14 protein-coding genes are annotated in these 16,922 nt (G+C 56.8%); 8 read left to right on the forward strand and 6 right to left on the reverse strand.

Annotated elements, in window-relative coordinates:
- Positions 1 to 94 precede the first annotated feature (94 nt).
- Both DX909_RS02970 and menB read left to right on the forward strand, forming a co-directional pair.
- Positions 95 to 553: a DUF2452 domain-containing protein gene (locus DX909_RS02970; RefSeq protein ID WP_128543561.1), complete on the forward strand. Its 459-nt coding sequence runs from the start codon at positions 95 to 97 to the stop codon at positions 551 to 553.
- An 89-nt stretch (positions 554 to 642) separates the two neighbouring features.
- Entirely contained in the window at positions 643 to 1,467 is an 825-nt protein-coding gene (gene menB / locus DX909_RS02975; RefSeq protein ID WP_128543562.1) for a 1,4-dihydroxy-2-naphthoyl-CoA synthase, read from the forward strand.
- Between the two features lie 44 nt (positions 1,468 to 1,511).
- Here the strand turns inward: menB and DX909_RS02980 are convergent, their stop codons facing one another.
- Both DX909_RS02980 and DX909_RS02985 read right to left on the reverse strand, forming a co-directional pair.
- Complete coding sequence (locus tag DX909_RS02980; protein ID WP_128543563.1) at positions 1,512 to 2,879, reverse strand: FGGY-family carbohydrate kinase; 1,368 nt, start codon at positions 2,877 to 2,879, stop codon at positions 1,512 to 1,514.
- Between the two features lie 36 nt (positions 2,880 to 2,915).
- The gene (locus DX909_RS02985; RefSeq protein WP_128543564.1) at positions 2,916 to 4,196 is read right to left on the reverse strand and encodes a sugar isomerase; all 1,281 of its coding nucleotides are present in this window, start codon (positions 4,194 to 4,196) and stop codon (positions 2,916 to 2,918) included.
- 211 nt (positions 4,197 to 4,407) lie between these two features.
- Between DX909_RS02985 and DX909_RS02990 the strand changes: the two genes are divergently transcribed.
- Positions 4,408 to 5,424: a GntR family transcriptional regulator gene (locus DX909_RS02990; RefSeq protein ID WP_128543565.1), complete on the forward strand. Its 1,017-nt coding sequence runs from the start codon at positions 4,408 to 4,410 to the stop codon at positions 5,422 to 5,424.
- A 272-nt stretch (positions 5,425 to 5,696) separates the two neighbouring features.
- Positions 5,697 to 6,317, forward strand: a complete 621-nt coding sequence (locus tag DX909_RS02995) for a 3-keto-disaccharide hydrolase (protein ID WP_128543566.1) — start codon at positions 5,697 to 5,699, stop codon at positions 6,315 to 6,317.
- A gap of 8 nt (positions 6,318 to 6,325) precedes the next feature.
- Here DX909_RS02995 and DX909_RS03000 read toward each other — a convergent pair whose 3' ends face one another.
- From DX909_RS03000 to DX909_RS03010, 3 genes are all read right to left on the reverse strand, one after another.
- Positions 6,326 to 7,210: an N-acetylmuramoyl-L-alanine amidase-like domain-containing protein gene (locus tag DX909_RS03000; RefSeq protein WP_128543567.1), complete on the reverse strand. Its 885-nt coding sequence runs from the start codon at positions 7,208 to 7,210 to the stop codon at positions 6,326 to 6,328.
- Between the two features lie 93 nt (positions 7,211 to 7,303).
- Positions 7,304 to 8,884, reverse strand: a complete 1,581-nt coding sequence (locus DX909_RS03005) for an MFS transporter (RefSeq protein WP_128543568.1) — start codon at positions 8,882 to 8,884, stop codon at positions 7,304 to 7,306.
- A gap of 41 nt (positions 8,885 to 8,925) precedes the next feature.
- The gene (locus DX909_RS03010; RefSeq protein WP_229310924.1) at positions 8,926 to 10,659 is read right to left on the reverse strand and encodes an alpha-amylase family protein; all 1,734 of its coding nucleotides are present in this window, start codon (positions 10,657 to 10,659) and stop codon (positions 8,926 to 8,928) included.
- A gap of 213 nt (positions 10,660 to 10,872) precedes the next feature.
- On the opposite strand from DX909_RS03010, the gene DX909_RS03015 reads away from it, so the two are divergent.
- From DX909_RS03015 to DX909_RS03030, 4 genes are all read left to right on the forward strand, one after another.
- Positions 10,873 to 12,747, forward strand: a complete 1,875-nt coding sequence (locus DX909_RS03015) for a glycoside hydrolase family 13 protein (RefSeq protein WP_128543570.1) — start codon at positions 10,873 to 10,875, stop codon at positions 12,745 to 12,747.
- A gap of 79 nt (positions 12,748 to 12,826) precedes the next feature.
- Complete coding sequence (gene pgmB / locus DX909_RS03020; RefSeq protein WP_128543571.1) at positions 12,827 to 13,492, forward strand: beta-phosphoglucomutase; 666 nt, start codon at positions 12,827 to 12,829, stop codon at positions 13,490 to 13,492.
- A 54-nt stretch (positions 13,493 to 13,546) separates the two neighbouring features.
- On the forward strand, positions 13,547 to 14,125 hold the full coding sequence (locus DX909_RS03025) for a DinB family protein (RefSeq protein ID WP_128543572.1): 579 nt from the start codon (positions 13,547 to 13,549) through the stop codon (positions 14,123 to 14,125).
- 38 nt (positions 14,126 to 14,163) lie between these two features.
- Positions 14,164 to 16,485, forward strand: coding sequence for a glycoside hydrolase family 65 protein (locus tag DX909_RS03030; RefSeq protein ID WP_128543573.1), 2,322 nt, complete (start codon positions 14,164 to 14,166; stop codon positions 16,483 to 16,485).
- Between the two features lie 76 nt (positions 16,486 to 16,561).
- Here the strand turns inward: DX909_RS03030 and DX909_RS03035 are convergent, their stop codons facing one another.
- Entirely contained in the window at positions 16,562 to 16,909 is a 348-nt protein-coding gene (locus DX909_RS03035; protein WP_128543574.1) for a DUF6970 domain-containing protein, read from the reverse strand.
- Positions 16,910 to 16,922 lie beyond the last annotated feature (13 nt).

A 16,922-nucleotide genomic window follows, 5' to 3' on the forward strand; every position in this document is an offset into this window, starting at 1 on the left:
GAACGGCCCTTACAGGTTTGGGTAAAATACACTACTTTTGCCGGAATTAGGTTTTTAGCGAAAACCGGAAAGGCTCCACAACCGTTTCCTGAATATGACCGACGAAGAATTCGAAAATCCGATTTCGGCCGACAAAGTTACCGATAAGCCCGGATTATTGGAATATGCCCATACCGTAGGCGGAGCCGTTATCAAGCCGGAAGATAAGGGCAAAATCAAGGGCCGGGCGGTGATGGCGATGCGGGAACAAACCGATATTCAGCTGGCCCAGCTCTACAAACAGATGCAGCTTCTGGCCGAGCAGGCCACCGCCATCCGGAACCGGGTCGAGGTGTCCGAGCGCATCTATTCGGCCCAGATGGGTTTCGAGCCGGTGGTCGGCCATACCTATTACTTTTACGTAAAAAAGGACGGCACCGACGTTCTTTCCATGATCGCTCCCAACGAGTGGGGCCGCACCTTCCCCTACCTCCGGTGTATGGCCACGGTCCGCATGATGGCCGACCACACCTGGGACGTGGAATATCACGAAACTGAATTCTCGAATGATTGAATAAATGAATGATTGAATGGGCGCTGCCATTTTTTGCATTGCGGAGCTTCATTCAATCATTCAACAATTCAACAATTCAACAACTGAATATGCAAAGCAAATATCCCTGGGAGACCATTAAGGAATACCACGAAATCCTGTTTCAGTATTATGAGGGCGTAGCCAAAATCAGCATCAACCGCCCCGAAAAACACAATGCCTTTACGCCCCTGACGGTCAGGGAGATGAGTGAAGCCATGGAGTTGGCCCGCCAGGACGAGCGCGTCGGGGTGGTGATCCTGACCGGGGAAGGCGGCCGGGCTTTCTGCAGCGGGGGCGATCAGTCGGTGCGGGGGCATGGCGGTTACGTCGGAGAAGACAAGGTACCGCGGCTGAACGTGCTGGACCTCCAGATGCAGATCCGGCGCATTCCGAAACCGGTCGTGGCGATGGTGGCCGGCTGGGCCATCGGGGGAGGGCACGTTCTCCACGTGGTCTGCGACCTCACCATTGCGGCCGAAAACGCGCGTTTCGGGCAAACCGGGCCTAAAGTGGGCAGCTTCGACGGTGGTTTCGGAGCCTCCTATCTGGCCCGGATCGTCGGGCAGAAGAAGGCCCGGGAAATCTGGTACCTCTGTGATCAGTACGATGCGAAGGAAGCCCTGGACATGGGGCTGGTCAATAAAGTCGTTCCGCTGGAGGAACTGGAAGAAACCACCCTCGCATGGTGCCGGAAGATGCTCGAAAAAAGCCCGATTGCCCTTCGCATGCTGAAAGCGTCCTTCAACGCGGAACTGGACGGGCAGGCCGGAATCCAGCAGCTGGCCGGCGATGCGACGCTCCTGTATTACCTCTCCGACGAGGCTAAGGAAGGCAAGGACGCCTTTCTGGAAAAGCGGAAACCGGATTTTCAGAAATTTCCCAAGTTTCCTTAAAAAGCGGAAGGCCGGTTTCAAAACCGGCCTTCCGCTTTTTTGGGTCAGGCACTTACGACATCGCTCTTTACCCGCTCGAAGGTCCAGCCGGAAACGGGTTCGTCGTCCTGCCTGATGTAGAGAGCGGCCCCGATGGCGGTGGCCTGCGGAAGCTGGGAGGTAAATACCTGCTTTTCCGGAAACAGATTCGCCAGCAGTTGCATAAAGATCGGATTGCGGGCGAATCCGCCGTCGACATACAGCGTCGGCACATTGGAATCGACCAGACGGATGGAAACGTTCAGTATCTGGACCAGATCGACGATCAGCTGCGTGTAGGCTTCTTCGGCCGACTCGAAGGAGGAGAGATCCCAGACGCCGGGGGGGCGGTCAGGAAAAGGGCCGGTTCCCGACATACAGGCCGGAACCAACCGGTTTTCGGTTCGGGCGAGAGCCTGCTGAACCAGATCGGCCTGATAGGGAATCTTGCGGGAAAACTCTTTCCCAACATTAAAATGCTGGGCGATGCGGGCCACCTGGTAATCATGCTCGCGACCCATGAACAGCCGGGACGCCTTCACGAACGTTCCGCCGACGGTCAGAAAGGTCAGACAATCTTTTTTCAACTCCTCCTCACTGAGCGGGCCGCGATTGAACGGGTTCAGGGAAATGCACCAGGTGCCGGTCGAAACCACCATGAATTCCCCCTGACAACGGCTCAGGTACGCCATGATGACCGAGGAACTGTCGTGCAGGCCGCCCCCGATCGGCACGGGCCGGTCGTTGACCAGATCGAACCCGACGACGGGCTGGCCCACCACGGGCGCCAGTTTCCGCTGCAATCCCTCCCGCAGCACCCAGTCGTGATAATGCCGTTTTTCAAAATCCCAGAGGGTGGTGTGGCAGCCGATGGACGTAAAATCGGAGACGAACTGCCCGGAGATCAGAAAGGAGATGTACTGCGGAAGGTGGAGCGACCACCGGATCCGTTTGAACACCTCGGGCTGTTCGTATTTGACCCAGTAGATCTGCAAACCGGAATTCAGCATACCCATCGGCGGTGAGCAGGTCTGCCGGGCCAGTTTCATCACGTCCCCGTACTGTCCGTAAAATTTCTTAGACAGTTCCTCCGGAAACGGTTTCAGGTACGAGTAGATGGGGGTAAGCGGGTTGCCTTCCGCGTCGACATGAACGAGGCTGGCTCCATAGGCCGCCACGTTCACCGCCCGCAGCTGAATGTCCTTCCGGTTTCGCAGGCCGTTCCACTGGTCTTTGACCCACTGCGTCATCAAAGGCAGGTCGTCGCAGGGATAACCGTCTTCGTCGGCGGTTTCCGGCAGGGTTTCGCTGATTTCCTCCACGGCCCGGTACTGGTCGTCGAAAAGGATAAGTTTTTTATTGGTTCTTCCGATATCAAAGATCGCGGTCAGCATCGGTCCGAAGGTTGGTAGGGTTTAGGTCACCGGTTTTCAAAGGCCGGTTGCCACGGCCCGCCGGCCGCGTTTGTCAATCAGATGCCGGCGAACGTCCAGCTGCCGGAACAGCCCGATGGGGTCGAGCGCCCCGCCGTTGCGACGCATGGCCTCGGCCACCAGCGGCCGAACGTCGGTCAGGAACGCGTCCTTCAGAATTTCCTCGGCGGTGGTCACCTCGTTGGCTTCCTGAGCGGCCGAGAGCGCATCGCGGTCCACCAGCAGGGCTTTGGCATAGGAAGTCAGGATGTTCTGTACCGATTGCAGCAGGTCCTCCAGCGGGTCTTTGGTATTGTGGCTGGCGTCGATCATGTAGGCCACCTCCGGATTTTTTACCGCCGGATCGTTGGCTCCATCTACCAGTTCGTTGAAGATCAGAAACAGCTGAAACGGTTTGATGCTGCCCGTGGTCAGGTCGTCGTCGCCGTACATCGAACCGTTGAAATGGAACCCGCCCAGTCGGCCGAAGTGCAGCAGCCGCCCGACAATCTGTTCGATGTTGGTATTGGGAAGGTGGTGCCCCAGGTCGACCAGCACCTGGGCGTTCGGGCCGCAGTACTGGGTAAGCTGGAAGGAAGTGCCCCAGTCGGGAATGATCATCGAGTAAAAATGCGGTTCATAGGGCTTGTACTCGATAAGCATTGTCCAGTCGGCAGGCATGGCTCCGTAGATGGCCTTCAGGGAGTCGGCGGTACGCTGGTAGGCCCGGCGGAAATGCTGCTGGCCGGGAAAGTTGGAACCGTCGGCGAGCCAGACCGTCAGCGTACGGCAACCGAGCTGCTCACCGTACCGGACCACCTCAATGTTATGTTCGACGGCCTGCCGGCGGGTGGCGTCGTCGGTATGGCAAAGGGAACCAAACTTGTACGAAAGAGGCTGCTCTTTCTGATCCTGAAAGGTGTTGGAATTGACCGAATCGATGGTGAGGTCGTAGGAAGCCAGCAAATCCTTTACCGCCTGCGGGTCTTCGGGAATGTCCCAGGGAATATGCAGGGAAATGGAGCCGGAGGCCCGGTTCAGGGCCTGCAGCATCCCGACGTCCTCGATCTTTTCCTCGAGGCTGCGGGGTTCTCCCCCACCCGGATACCGCCCGAACCGCGTACCGCCCGTACCGAGCGCCCAGCTGGGAATGGCAACCTGAAACTGCCGGACTTTTTCGACCAGCGCATCGGCGTCGATGCGCTTTCGGGAAAGGTGTTCCGCCAGGTAACCCCAGCGAAAGCCGTGATTGTCGTTCAGGGACTGATTATAGTCGGCAATGCGTTCTGTTTTAATCATCGGAATGCAGGGATTAGGCAATAGCCACTTGTCTAAAGACACTGGTAAGGGTAAAACTAATGATCCTCAGGGCACGACCGGCAGCGGATACCGAAATTCAAAAATCCGAAAGGAAATATCGTCCGCCGTCCTGTCCTTTCCTGAAAAAAAGGCCTGTTTTTTATCCTATTAATCCGCATATTTGTAACATTTTTTCCAGACCTTTATCCCTATGATCGAACTGAACATTGAATCTCATTCGAGCGTACCGAAATACCGTCAGATCGTCAATGCGGTTATCAACGGGATAGAAATCGGTACGCTGAAGCGTGATCAGCAGTTGCCCTCCATCAACGAACTCAGCGAAGAATACTACCTGGCGAGGGATACGGTCGAAAAGGCCTACAACGTCCTGAAGAAGGAAGGAATCATACAGGCCGTTCAGGGCAAAGGGTTTTTTATCCGCCGGGACGGGCCGGGGCAGCTTCGGGTGCTGCTGATCATGAACAAGCTCAGCGCCTACAAGAAGATGATCTATTACGCCATGCTCAACAAGCTGGGGTCGGATGCGGTCGTCGACCTTCGGATTCACCACCACAGCGCTCAGCGTTTCAAGAAACTTCTGGAGGAGAATCTGGGCCAATACCATTTTTACGTGGTCATGCCGCATTTTTACGAGGAAACCGAGCAGGTCAACATCGTCAAGTTGCTGGAGCAGATTCCGCGCCAGGAGCTGATCATCCTCGACCGCGACCTGTCGGACCTGAACGGCTCCTATTCGGCTGTATATCAGCAGTTTGACCGGGATATTTACGAAGCTCTCGAATCAGGGCTGGACCTGCTCGACAAATACCGGCAGCTGACGCTGGTGTTCCCGAAAGATGTTTTTTACCCTCGGGAGATCGTCCGCGGTTTCCGGAATTTCTGCGTCCATTATAAAAAGGATTTCGAGATTCTGGACACGCTGACGGGTCGATCCCTGCAAACCGGCACCGCTTACATCGTGCTGGAAGACGGCGACCTGGCCGAACTGGTGCGGCAGGCCAAACAGCGGAACCTCCGGCTCGGGCAGGAGGTCGGCGTGCTGGCCTTCAATGAAACTCCGCTCAAGGAAGTACTGGCCGACGGCATCGCCGTGATCTCGACCGACCATGAAAAAATGGGCGAAACGGCCGCCCGGCTCATTCTTTCCAAACAGCAGGAAAAAGTAAAGAACCCCTTTCTGCTCATTCGAAGGGCTTCTTTGTAAAAAAAGGACCACCCCCCGACCCCCTCCTTGATAAGGAGGGGGAGGGCGCTGCCTCTCTTTGTCATTCCGACGCAGGAGGGATCTTGTAGCCCAATAACCGGTCACGGTGAGGGCCGAAGCAAAAGATCCCTCGTTCCTCGGGATGACAAAAAACACCCCCTCCTTATCAAGGAGGGGGTCGGGGGGTGGTCTCCCCGGCGTCCCGATCGTAAAAAATTACGCCAAAACAGAAAAATTTAACACCCTAAACTCCTTAACCTCATCCCCTACCCATGCTTATTTTCCACTCCTTCCTGCTCCTGCTTTCCCTGTTCGCCGGCTTTGCCAAACCGGTATCGCTGTTCGATGGTAAAACGTTTCGGGGCTGGGAGGGCGATACGGCGAGGACCTGGAAGATTGAAAACGGGGCGCTGGTCGGCGGATCGCTGGAAGAGAAAGTACCGCACAATGAGTTCCTTACCACCCGACAGGCTTACGGTAACTTCGACCTGAAGCTGGAATTCAAACTGGAGGGTACGGAAGGGTTCATCAATGCCGGCGTTCAGTTCCGCAGCCAACGGGCGACCGACCCGGCGTATGAGATGGTCGGGTATCAGGCTGACCTCGGGAAAGGGTACTGGGGCTGCCTCTACGACGAATCGCGACGGAACAAGGTGCTGGTCCATGCGGATTCGATGATGGTGCAGAAAATTCTGAAGCCGCAACAGTGGAACCAGTACCAGGTTCGGGCCGAAGGTCCGCGCATCCGCATCTGGCTGAACGGCAAACAGACTGTGGATTATTCGGAGCCGGATGCTTCCATCCCGCAAACCGGCCTGATCGGGCTTCAAATCCACGGTGGAGGAAAGGCAAAAATTTCCTACCGTAATCTCACCATCGACGCTCTTCCCTGATCGGCCGTTTAATTTCGGGCCTGCATGACAACCGGCCGGCCGGGCGGTTTCAGCCGGGCGACACGAATCCCTGAAAACTGCCGGTTCCAGGCCACGTAGGTGCTTAGAGGTTCCTCCGAAATCACCACCTGCCCGTATTCCGAAGAAGCATGGAGCAGATGGGCTCGCCGGATGCCGTCCGAGCCGGTCTGCCAGGTGACCAGCCCTACGTGTTTCATGTCCAGGCCCGGGCGCGAGGCCGTCAGCATGATGATGTCGCCTTCCTGAAGATTTCCTTCTACCTCTCCGATTTTCTTTTTGGGGATAAACCAGAACGGCTGCCGGCTAAGGTCCGATTCCACCCGGGCCATCTCCTGAAAGACTGCCGGATCGGTCAATGGCGGGTATTTCCAGGTGCAGGCGGTCATGTAGGAAACCGGTTTGGAGACCTGAATCCCGCCGATTTCCCGGGTTACGTCCTGCAGAATTCCCTTCCGCTCGTTGTCCAGCAGCCATTCCGAGAAATAATGCAGGCGGCTGGCATAGCCGTTCACCCTGCCGTCCCGGTAGCGGATCCGGGTCAGGTTCTGCTGAAATAATTCCCCGAACCGGCCGGTGTCCGTTGGATCGGGGAGCTCGTTCCAGGCGATGGACAGGGCCAGCACCGTTTCCAGAAAGGTGGTGCAATCGAAAGTCCTGAAGTTAACGACCAGCCGTTCGGTTTCATTTCCGTCCAGCGTGTGGGCGACGTAAGGCCGGCCGAGGAACGATTTCCCGATCGAAACGGCGGTTTCGGCGGTAGAAGGCCCGGCACTTACGGAGATCTGACGGATATCCGATTCCGGAAGCGGGGACTGAGCAAAGGAAAAAGTACAAAAAGCTACGGTTACCAGAATGGTAAGAACACTCTTCATCAAACAGCAAGCGGTTAAGAAAAGAAAAACGCAATGGACCCGGCGGACGAAATCAAGGCCAATTGCGTGAAAATACGATTTTTCTCCACTATTTTATTTCAAACCGATCTCATCCACGTGAATATCGTCCTTATCGTCGACCCGAAGCGACAAAAGGCCGGCCAGAATCATCGAAATCCCGCCGACGAGGAGCGCATAAACCGGTTGGCCGCCGAAAACGGACTTGACGATGAAACCCAGCAGGGCGGCTGCCACCAGTTGCGGGATGGTGATAAAAAAGTTGAAAACACCCATGTAATACCCCATTTTATTGGCCGGTAACGCTCCGGCGAGCATGGCATACGGCACGGAAAGGATACTGGCCCAGGCAATGCCCACCCCCACCATGGACAGGATCAGCAGGTTCGGGTTACTGATGAAATAGATGGATATCAGGCCCAGGCCTCCACAAACCAGACAGATCAGGTGTGCCACCCGCCGGCTCGTTTTCCGGGCCAGCACCGGAATGGCAAAGGCTACCAGCGCCGAAACCAGACTGTAAGCCGCAAAACAGACGCCGACCCAGTCCGCTCCGTCGTTGTAGGCTTTGGAGGTCGTATCGGTCGTGCCGTAAATATGGCTCGTTACCGCAGCCGTCGTGTAAATCCACATGGCGAACAGGGCAAACCAGGAGAAGAACTGAACCACGGCCAACTGCTTCATCGTGGACGGCATATTTTCCAGATCGTTCACGATCGTGACGAAGCTGTTCCGGGCATTCCCTCCCCGCTGAAGCAGCCCGGCCACCACGAACAGCAGGCCGACGATGACGATCATCCCGGAAAAAATTAGCAGTTGCTTGTCCAGCCCCCGGGAGAGAAAGATAAAAGTCAATACCGCCCCGATGCCGGTGGCAATCAGCCCGTTCCGGACCTGCCGCCGTCCGTTTTTCAGATACGGTTCGGAACCCGGAAAGGTAGCTTCCGCCGGCTGATGTTCGGCATGGTCGCCAAAAGCCTGAAGTTCCTCCGGAGAATATTCCTTCGAAGTAAAAACCGTCCAGAGAACCGCCAGCAGAAACACCCCGCCACCGAGGTAAAACGACCACTTCACCGAGTCGGGGATGACGCCCTGCGCAGCTTCGTTGGAGACCCCAAACCAGTTGGTCAGCAGATAGGGCAAGGCCGAGGCCACCACCGCGCCGACGCCGATGAAAAAGCTCTGCATGGCAAAACCGGTGGTTCGCTGCTCGGAGGGCAGGTTATCGCCGACGAAGGCCCGGAACGGCTCCATGGAAACATTGATGGAGGCATCCATGACCCAGAGCGTCACGGCGGCCACCCACAGCGCCGGAGAGTTGGGCATCACGAACAAGGCCGCCGTGGCCAGAATGGCGCCGGCCAGAAAGTAGGGCCGCCTGCGCCCCAGGCGGGTCCAGGTGCGGTCACTAAAGTACCCGATGATCGGCTGGACGATGAGCCCCGTCAGCGGAGCGGCCACCCACAGTACCGGGATTTCATCCACATTGGCGCCGAGGGTTTCAAAAATGCGGCTGACGTTGGCATTCTGGAGGGCGAAGCCGAACTGAATGCCCAGAAAACCGAAGCTCATGTTCCAGATCTGACTGAAACTCAGAAGCGGCTTCCGGCGTGTTCCCGTCGCGGAAGCGGTTTTTGAAGAAGAAACTGTAGTCATAGGTTCAGAAAAGTTAGCAATGCGTTCGGAAGGGCCACCGGCTACCGGATCTCCAGCACCAGCACCTCCCGGGGCGGCAGCTCGATGGGCACCCCGGCCCCGGCCGCGGCCTTCAGTTTGGTTTTGGTCCGGAACAGGTCGGTGAACGAATACGTCCGGTTCGGCTCGAGTTTCATGGTTTTCCAGGCTTCCGCGGGAATCCGGACGGTAGTCCGGGCTGTTTTCTCCTTATCGAAGTTGCAGACAATCAGGAGCTTCTGCTTTCCCGAATGCCGCAGGTAACTGAACAGACGGTGCTGATCGTAGCCCTGACTCTGGCCGTTGTTGTTGGCATACTGCAGGTCGTAGAACGACCCGGTGCGGATGGCGTCGCTGGTATTGACCAGTTGGTTCAGGCTTTGGTAAAACTGCCGAAGCTTTTTCTGGTCGTCATTCAGGCCGCCCCCGTCAAACTTCCCCTGATTGGTCCAGGCCTGGAATTCCGGGACGCCCCAGTAATCGAAAATGGTGGTGCGGCCGTCCTCGCCCTGAAATCCTTCCGCCTGAGTCGGGTTGACGCCCAGTTCCTGCCCGAAATAAATCATGACCGGACCGGTATGCAGCGTGGCTGAAAGCGTCATGGCCGGAATGGCGGCCCAGGGGTCCCCGGCAAAGTGGCGGGAAGCGATGCGCTGTTCGTCGTGGTTTTCCAGAAACCGCAGCATGTGGTTGGCAAAATCGCCGGATTCCTGCTGCCACACCCGGGTAATGTCCTCAGTCGTCCCCTTCCCTTCCATCAACCGGCGAACCGCGTCATACAGGCCCACCTTGTCGTACAGGTAATCGAATTTTCCGTTGAAAATGTAATTGCGGTATTGCTGCGGGTTATAAATTTCGGCGATGAAAATGATTCCGGGTTTGGCGGCTTTCACCTGCGGGATCACCCATCCCCAGAACTCGACCGGTACCATTTCGGCCATGTCGCACCGAAAACCGTCGACGCCCTTGCCGGCCCAGAACAGCAGTATGTCGCGCATCTTCTCCCAGGTGGCCGGAACCGGCTGGAAGTGCGTCTGCCGGTTGTTCAGGTAATTGACGCCGTAGTTGAGCTTGATGGTTTCGAACCAGTCGTTTCGGTCGGGTTTCGACTGAAAAACGTCGTTGCCGGTCGCCCGTGCCGGCGATTCGGTATACGGTTTTCCGGCAAACCAGTCCGGGGCCGAGATGCCGTCCGGAAGCTGAAAATCCTGTCCGGGCAGATAATAGAAATTGTTCTTCGGATCGAAGGCTTTGCTGGTATCGTCGCCCTGACCCAGGTCGGCCGTGCCTTCCGGCTGGGCGTCCGAGGCATATTGGCGGGCGACGTGGTTCGGCACAAAATCGATGATCACCTTCAGCTCGTTCGTATGCGTCCGTTTCACCAGGTCCTCAAACTCCCGCATCCGCCGGTCGACCTGCACCGCCAGGTCCGGGTTTACGTCGTAATAGTCTTTGATGGCGTAGGGTGACCCCGCCCGGCCCTTTACTACGGCCGGATGATCGGGCCGGATTCCGTTGGCCGTGTATTCGGTCATTGTGGCGTGTTCGATCACACCGGTGTACCATACATGCGAAATGCCGAACTTCTTGAGTTCCTGAAGGGCTTTGGCCGTGATGTCGTTGAACTTCCCGACGCCGTTTTCGTCGCGGCTGCCCCAGGGTTTATTGGTCTGGTTCCGATTCCCGAAAAGACGGGTAAAAATTTGATAGATAACGAGTTTGTCCGATTTGTCTTCCAGGGGTTGGGATGTATTCATAAATAAATCGAATGGTTCGGTGGCATGGCTCAGGGTAGTACTCAGCAACCCGGTGGCGATCAGTGTATTAGCAAAGGAGCGACGGTTCATTTGTGATGAGTGTATCGAAGTAACTTTGCAGTATACTTATTATTTCAAAACTACAAGCAAAATGAACAATAATACTTTATTTTACCATATTTTTGGCACAATACATTCGAATGCTAACCTACCATGCGACGTTCTGTACTTCTTCTCTTTCTGGCGGCCTGCCTGAATACCGGGGCCGTTTTGTCCCAATCCGCCATCCGACGCATCGACCCGACCAACTGGTGGGTCGGCATGAAAAACCCAAACCTTCAGCTGATGGTCTACGGCCCCGGGGCGGGTGCCATGACCTACCAGGTCAATTATCCGGGGGTAAGGCTGGTCCGCACCACAAAAGCCGAACACCCGGATTTCGCCTTCCTCGACCTGACCATCGGTCCGAATACGCAAGCCGGCCAGGTTCAGATCGTCGGAAAAAACGGCAGCCAAACCGTCACCCGGGCCTATGAACTGAAAGCCCGGCGGAGCGGCCCGAAAGCCCGGGGGGTTTCGTCGGCCGATTTTATCTACCTGATCATGCCCGATCGGTTCGCCAACGGAGATCCGTCCAACGACGCCGTGGCCGGGATGCTCGATTCGAAAGTCGACCGCAGCATTCAGCACCTGCGGCACGGCGGTGATCTTCAGGGCATTCTGAATCATGCCGATTATCTTCAGGAAATGGGCGTCACGGCCGTCTGGATGACGCCGGTCATCGCCAACGACGAAAGCCTGAAACAGGAAGCGCCGGACCGGATGCAGGCCGGGTACCACGGCTACCACTTCACCGACCATTACGAAATCGACCGGCGGTTCGGGGGTAATGATGGCTACCGGAAGTTTTCGGAGGAACTGCACCGCCGGGGGATGAAACTGGTGCAGGATGCGGTTTATAACCACGTCAGCGACGACCACTGGCTGTTTCGGAACGCGCCTTTCAAAGACTGGTTCAACCAATGGCCGGCCTATACCGGCAGTTCCCACAAAGACCAGGCGCTGTATGACCCGTATGCCTCGGAGGCTGACCGCAAGCAACTGCTCGACGGCTGGTTCACCCCCTTTCTGCCCGACCTGAACCAGCGAAACCCCTTCCTGGCAACCTACCTGATCCAGCACGCCGTCTGGTCGACGGAAATGTTCGATCTGGATGCCTGGCGGGTGGACACCTACAAATACAACGACCTGAATTTTCTCAATGCCTGCAACCAGGCGCTGATGAACGAATACCCCAATCTCCACATTTTCGGGGAATCCTGGGTCGGGACGCCGGTCGCCCAGGCGTTTTTTGTAAAGAACACCGTCGGGTTTCCCTACAAATCCAATCAGCCCGGCGGCCTGGATTTCGTGTTGTACAGCGCCACCAACGACGCCCTGAAGGAAGATTTCGGCTGGGATACCGGCGTCAACCGGTTTTATCAGGCCCTGACGGCCGACGCCCTCTACGCCGAGCCGAACAAACTGGTCACTTTCCTCGAAAATCACGACACCGACCGGTATTTTTCGGTCATCGGGGAAGACCTCTCCAAATACAAAATGGGCGCGACCTGGCTGCTGACTACCCGCGGAATTCCCTCCTGGTACTACGGCACGGAGGTTCTGATGAAAAACTTCAAAAACCCGTCGGATGCGGAAGTACGGCGCGATTTCCCGGGCGGCTTCCCCGGCGACCAGGAGAACAAGTTCACGGCGGCCGGGCGAAATCCCCAGGAGGCCGAAGCCTTCAACCTCGTGAAGAAACTGGCGAATTACCGGAAAGTCACCCCGGCACTGCATTCGGGAAAATTGATGCAGTATGTTCCGCAGAACGGAACTTACGTTTATTTTCGCTACGACAATAACAAAACCATCATGGTAGCCACCAACACGAACCGGCAGGAAACCACCCTCGAAACCGCCCGTTTCGCCGAACGGATGAAAGGATTCACGGGCGCCCGAAACATCCTGACGGACGAGACGGTGACCAGCCTCGGAACATTAAAGTTGCCCGCCCGCACCGCCGTGGTGCTGGAACTGACCCGATAAATCATGGGCCGGTTTTTCTCCCTCAGGTCCGTCCGGGCAGGAGATGAAAACCCGGCCCGACAACCTGTAGCGTTTAACCATGCCGATTCAAGGATTTCTATTCGACCTCGACGGGGTCATTGTCGATACTGCCATCTTTCACTACCAGGCCTGGAGACGGCTGGCCAACTCCCTCGGATTCGACCTCTCGGAGGAGTTCAACGAAACGCTGAAGGGCGTCAGCCGGACGGAATCGCTCGACCGGATTCTCGCCCACGGCGGGCTGACCCTTCCCGAAACGCGTAAAACCGAGCTGGCCACTCAAAAGAACAATTGGTACCTTGAGTTGGTCAGCCGCATGACGCCGGCCGATATTCTTCCGGGGGTGACCGCCTTCTTTTCGCAGGTGGAAGCCGCCGGCATCCGGACGGGTCTGGGGTCGGTCAGTAAAAACGCCCGGCTGATTCTGGACCAGATCGGCATGATGGATGCATTCGACGTCATCATCGACGGCACGAAAATCGCAAAGGGCAAACCCGACCCCGAGGTATTTCTGAAAGGGGCCGCCGAACTGGGGCTTTCCCCCTCCCAATGTGTCGTATTCGAGGATGCGGTGGCCGGGATCGAAGCGGCCCGGCGGGGGGGTATGCCCACTGTCGGCATCGGATCGCCCGCGGTCCTGACCGATGCCGACCTGGTGATTCCTTCCCTTGAAAGGCTGACCATTGCGGACGTTCTGGCGCTGGCACCGGTAAGCCGGGCCTGAGCCGTAAACAATCAACCATGAACCCCGGCGCGGCCGGAAGCCCTGACCTTACCTATGCAGAAATTAGAAACCGCTTCCCGGCTTCAGGCCCGCATCCGGGCCGTGCTGGATACGGTGGAGCGCGAATTCCGGCCGATGTCCGATGCTCAGCTCGTCTGGAAACCGGACACCAAACGCTGGAGCATTACCGAATGTCTCCAGCACCTGAATCTGGCCGAACGCTTTTATATCCGGAATCTACAGAAAAAAGTAGACGACCTGGGCCTGATCCAGGTGGCCCCGACGGACCAGTTCCTGAAAGCCGGGACGCTGGGGAAAATGCTGCGGTATGCGGTCGATCCCCAAACCAGAATGAAGCTGCCGACCATCTCGCTCATGAAACCCCGCAGCGACCTCGACCCCAGGGAAGTCATGCGTCAGTTCGAGGAACTGCAACAGCTTCTGCACCAGATTCTTGACAAAGGTGTTTACCTCGACTGGAATCAGGAAAAGGTGATGACCCTCATTGGAAACTGGGCCAAAATCAGGCTCGGGGACGCCTTCCTGATGCTGGTGGCCCACACAGAAAGACACCTCAACCAGGCCCTGCGGGTGAAGGAAGAATTGCTTGGCACTCCGCCGGCCCGCTTTTAAAATTGCCAACGACATTCAACATCTGACAATAGCCTACGATGAAACAATATCTTACACCCGACGAATGGTGCATCGTCGAAGAGGGCTTCCATGCGGCCTACAATGAAATTACCGAAAGCCTCATGAGCCTCGGAAACGGGCGTATGGGCCAGCGTGGAAACTTTGAGGAAAGATTCACCGGCAAAACCCTCCAGGGCAATTACGTGGCCGGGGTGTACTACCCCGACAAGACCCGGGTCGGGTGGTGGAAGAACGGCTATCCCGACTATTTCGCCAAAGTGCTGAACGCAGCCAACTGGATCGGGATCGACATCGACATCGAATACGAGTCACTGGACCTGAACACCTGTACGGTGCGGGATTTCCGCCGGGTGCTGAACATGAAGGAAGGCTACCTCGAACGCTCCTTCATTGCCACCCTGAAAAGCGGGAAGGAACTGAAGGTCAACGCTCGCCGGTTCTGCTCCATCGTCGACGACGAGGCCGGGGCCATCCGGTACAGCATCACCCCGCTGAACTTCGACGGTAAAATTACGGTAACTCCGTATATAGACGGCGACATCCGGAACCGCGATGCGAACTACGACGAGAAGTTCTGGGATGAAGTCCGCAAGGAAACCGGGTATGCCGAAGCCTATATCGAACTGAGAACCCGAAAAACCGGCTTTCACGTCTGCACCGGTATGTGTCTGGAGATCGAGCAGGACGGCGCTCCCATCGATTTCCAGTCGCAGCCGATCCGGCGGGAAAAATACGTCGCCAACCGCATATCGCTGGATTGCCGGCAGGGTCAGGAGACGGTGATCTACAAATTCGCCTGCAATCTCTCTTCCCTCAATTACGACAGTGACCATCTGGTCCAGGAAACGCGGCAATACATCAAACGACTCTCTTCCAAAGGGTTCGAGAGAATGCTGCTCGAACAGAAGCAGGCCTGGGCCGATCAATGGAAAATGAACGACATCGTCATCGAAGGGGACGTGGCCGCCCAGCAGGGCATCCGGTTCAATATCTTCCAGCTGGAGCAGACCTATACCGGTGAGGACGAGCGCCTGAATATCGGCCCAAAAGGATTCACCGGCGAAAAATACGGCGGATCGACCTATTGGGATACTGAAGCCTACTGTCTCCCCTTTTACCTGTCCACCGCCGATCCGAAAGTGGCCCGCAACCTGCTGCTGTACCGCTACAAGCACCTCGGAAAAGCCATCGAAAATGCAAAAAAGCTCGGTTTTCGGGCGGGTGCGGCCCTGTACCCGATGGTGACCATGAACGGCGAGGAATGCCACAACGAGTGGGAAATTACCTTCGAGGAAATCCACCGCAACGGCGCCATCGCCTACGCCATTTTCGAATATGTGCGGTACACCGGCGACGAACGGTACCTGGTCGATTACGGGCTGGAAGTTCTCATCGCCATCAGCCGGTTCTGGAGCCAGCGCGTTCACTGGTCGACGGCCAAACAGCAGTACGTGATGTTGGGCGTCACCGGTCCGAACGAATACGAAAACAACGTCAACAATAACTGGTATACCAGTTACATTGCCGCCTGGACGCTCCGCTACACCATCGAAGCGGTCGGCATTGCGCGGAAGCTGGACCCGGAAAAATACGCCGAACTCTGCGACCGGATACACTTCCGGGAAGAGAAGGAGGTGGAAACCGCCCGGCACATCGTCGCCAACCTGTACCTGCCCTACGACGAAGACCGGGGCGTCTTTCTCCAGCAGGAAGGCTTTCTGGATAAGGAACTGATGCCCGCGTCGGACCTCCCCAAAGGCCAGCGCCCCCTGAACCAGCACTGGTCCTGGGACCGGATTCTGCGGTCCTGCTTCATTAAACAGGCCGACGTTCTCCAGGGGCTATATTTCTTCGAGGAGGAGTTCGATGGGGAAACCATCCGGCGAAACTTCGATTTTTACGAACCCATGACGGTGCACGAGTCGTCGCTCTCGCCCTGCGTTCATTCCGTGCTGGCGTCCCGGCTGGGCCTGAAGGAAAAAGCGTATGAGATGTACCTGCGCACGGCCCGGCTCGACCTCGACGACTACAACAACGATACCGAGGACGGCTGCCACATCACCTCCATGGCCGGCACCTGGCTGGCGGTGGTGAAAGGCTTCGGCGGCCTGCGGGTTCGCGATAACCAACTGGTTTTAAATCCTTACTGCCCCGACAATTGGGAGTCGCTGTCGTTCAAGGTTCGTTTCCGGGGGGCCCTTCTGCAGGTGAAGGTGACGAAAGCGGAGGTCGAAGTGCAGAACTTCTCCGCCCGGCCCGTATCCATTCTGCTGGCCGACGCCCCCCTGACCCTGGAAGCCAACAGCCGGAAGGCCGTCAACCGGACTGAAAAGGTGTAATGGCATTCAAATCAGAAGCCGGTATTTCCGAATAATAAATCCTGTTCGGAAATACCGGCTTTGCTGTATAAATCCCTCAGTTCTGACGTTTATCTTCCCAGACCAGTTTAGGATTTTTGGCTTCCCGCGAAAAGTCGGGACAACGGCCGTCTCCCCGGCCGGTCAGACCGCCGTCGGGGGCGCAGAGCGTGTCGCAGTCGGCGATGACCAGGCTGGGCAGGTCGCAGCAACGGGAGGATACATAAAATACCTCCCTGCCCTGAAAGTCGTATCGGTAGATCTGGGCGGGGGGGTTCCAGACCTCGCCGTTTCTGATTTCCTGAATCACCGACTGGATGCAGTCCGGTAGTTGTTCAGGAGCCGGATTCTTCTCCTGACAGGACAGCACCAGTACGAGAGCCAATAGACTGACCAGCGTTCTCATAAGCAGAGAATGA

It is taken from the genome of Larkinella soli (assembly GCF_003703975.1).
Classification (GTDB): domain Bacteria; phylum Bacteroidota; class Bacteroidia; order Cytophagales; family Spirosomataceae; genus Larkinella; species Larkinella soli.

Coding starts and splice junctions, on each gene's coding strand:
- DX909_RS02980 (WP_128543563.1), bottom strand. CDS start 2,879: ATGCTGACCGCGATCTTTGATATCGGAAGAACCAATAAAAAACTTATC.
- DX909_RS03035 (WP_128543574.1), bottom strand. CDS start 16,909: ATGAGAACGCTGGTCAGTCTATTGGCTCTCGTACTGGTGCTGTCCTGT.
- DX909_RS02990 (WP_128543565.1), top strand. CDS start 4,408: ATGATCGAACTGAACATTGAATCTCATTCGAGCGTACCGAAATACCGT.
- DX909_RS03015 (WP_128543570.1), top strand. CDS start 10,873: ATGCGACGTTCTGTACTTCTTCTCTTTCTGGCGGCCTGCCTGAATACC.
- DX909_RS02985 (WP_128543564.1), bottom strand. CDS start 4,196: ATGATTAAAACAGAACGCATTGCCGACTATAATCAGTCCCTGAACGAC.
- DX909_RS03000 (WP_128543567.1), bottom strand. CDS start 7,210: ATGAAGAGTGTTCTTACCATTCTGGTAACCGTAGCTTTTTGTACTTTT.
- DX909_RS03005 (WP_128543568.1), bottom strand. CDS start 8,884: ATGACTACAGTTTCTTCTTCAAAAACCGCTTCCGCGACGGGAACACGC.
- DX909_RS03010 (WP_229310924.1), bottom strand. CDS start 10,659: ATGAATACATCCCAACCCCTGGAAGACAAATCGGACAAACTCGTTATC.
- DX909_RS03030 (WP_128543573.1), top strand. CDS start 14,164: ATGAAACAATATCTTACACCCGACGAATGGTGCATCGTCGAAGAGGGC.
- DX909_RS02970 (WP_128543561.1), top strand. CDS start 95: ATGACCGACGAAGAATTCGAAAATCCGATTTCGGCCGACAAAGTTACC.
- pgmB (WP_128543571.1), top strand. CDS start 12,827: ATGCCGATTCAAGGATTTCTATTCGACCTCGACGGGGTCATTGTCGAT.
- DX909_RS03025 (WP_128543572.1), top strand. CDS start 13,547: ATGCAGAAATTAGAAACCGCTTCCCGGCTTCAGGCCCGCATCCGGGCC.
- DX909_RS02995 (WP_128543566.1), top strand. CDS start 5,697: ATGCTTATTTTCCACTCCTTCCTGCTCCTGCTTTCCCTGTTCGCCGGC.
- menB (WP_128543562.1), top strand. CDS start 643: ATGCAAAGCAAATATCCCTGGGAGACCATTAAGGAATACCACGAAATC.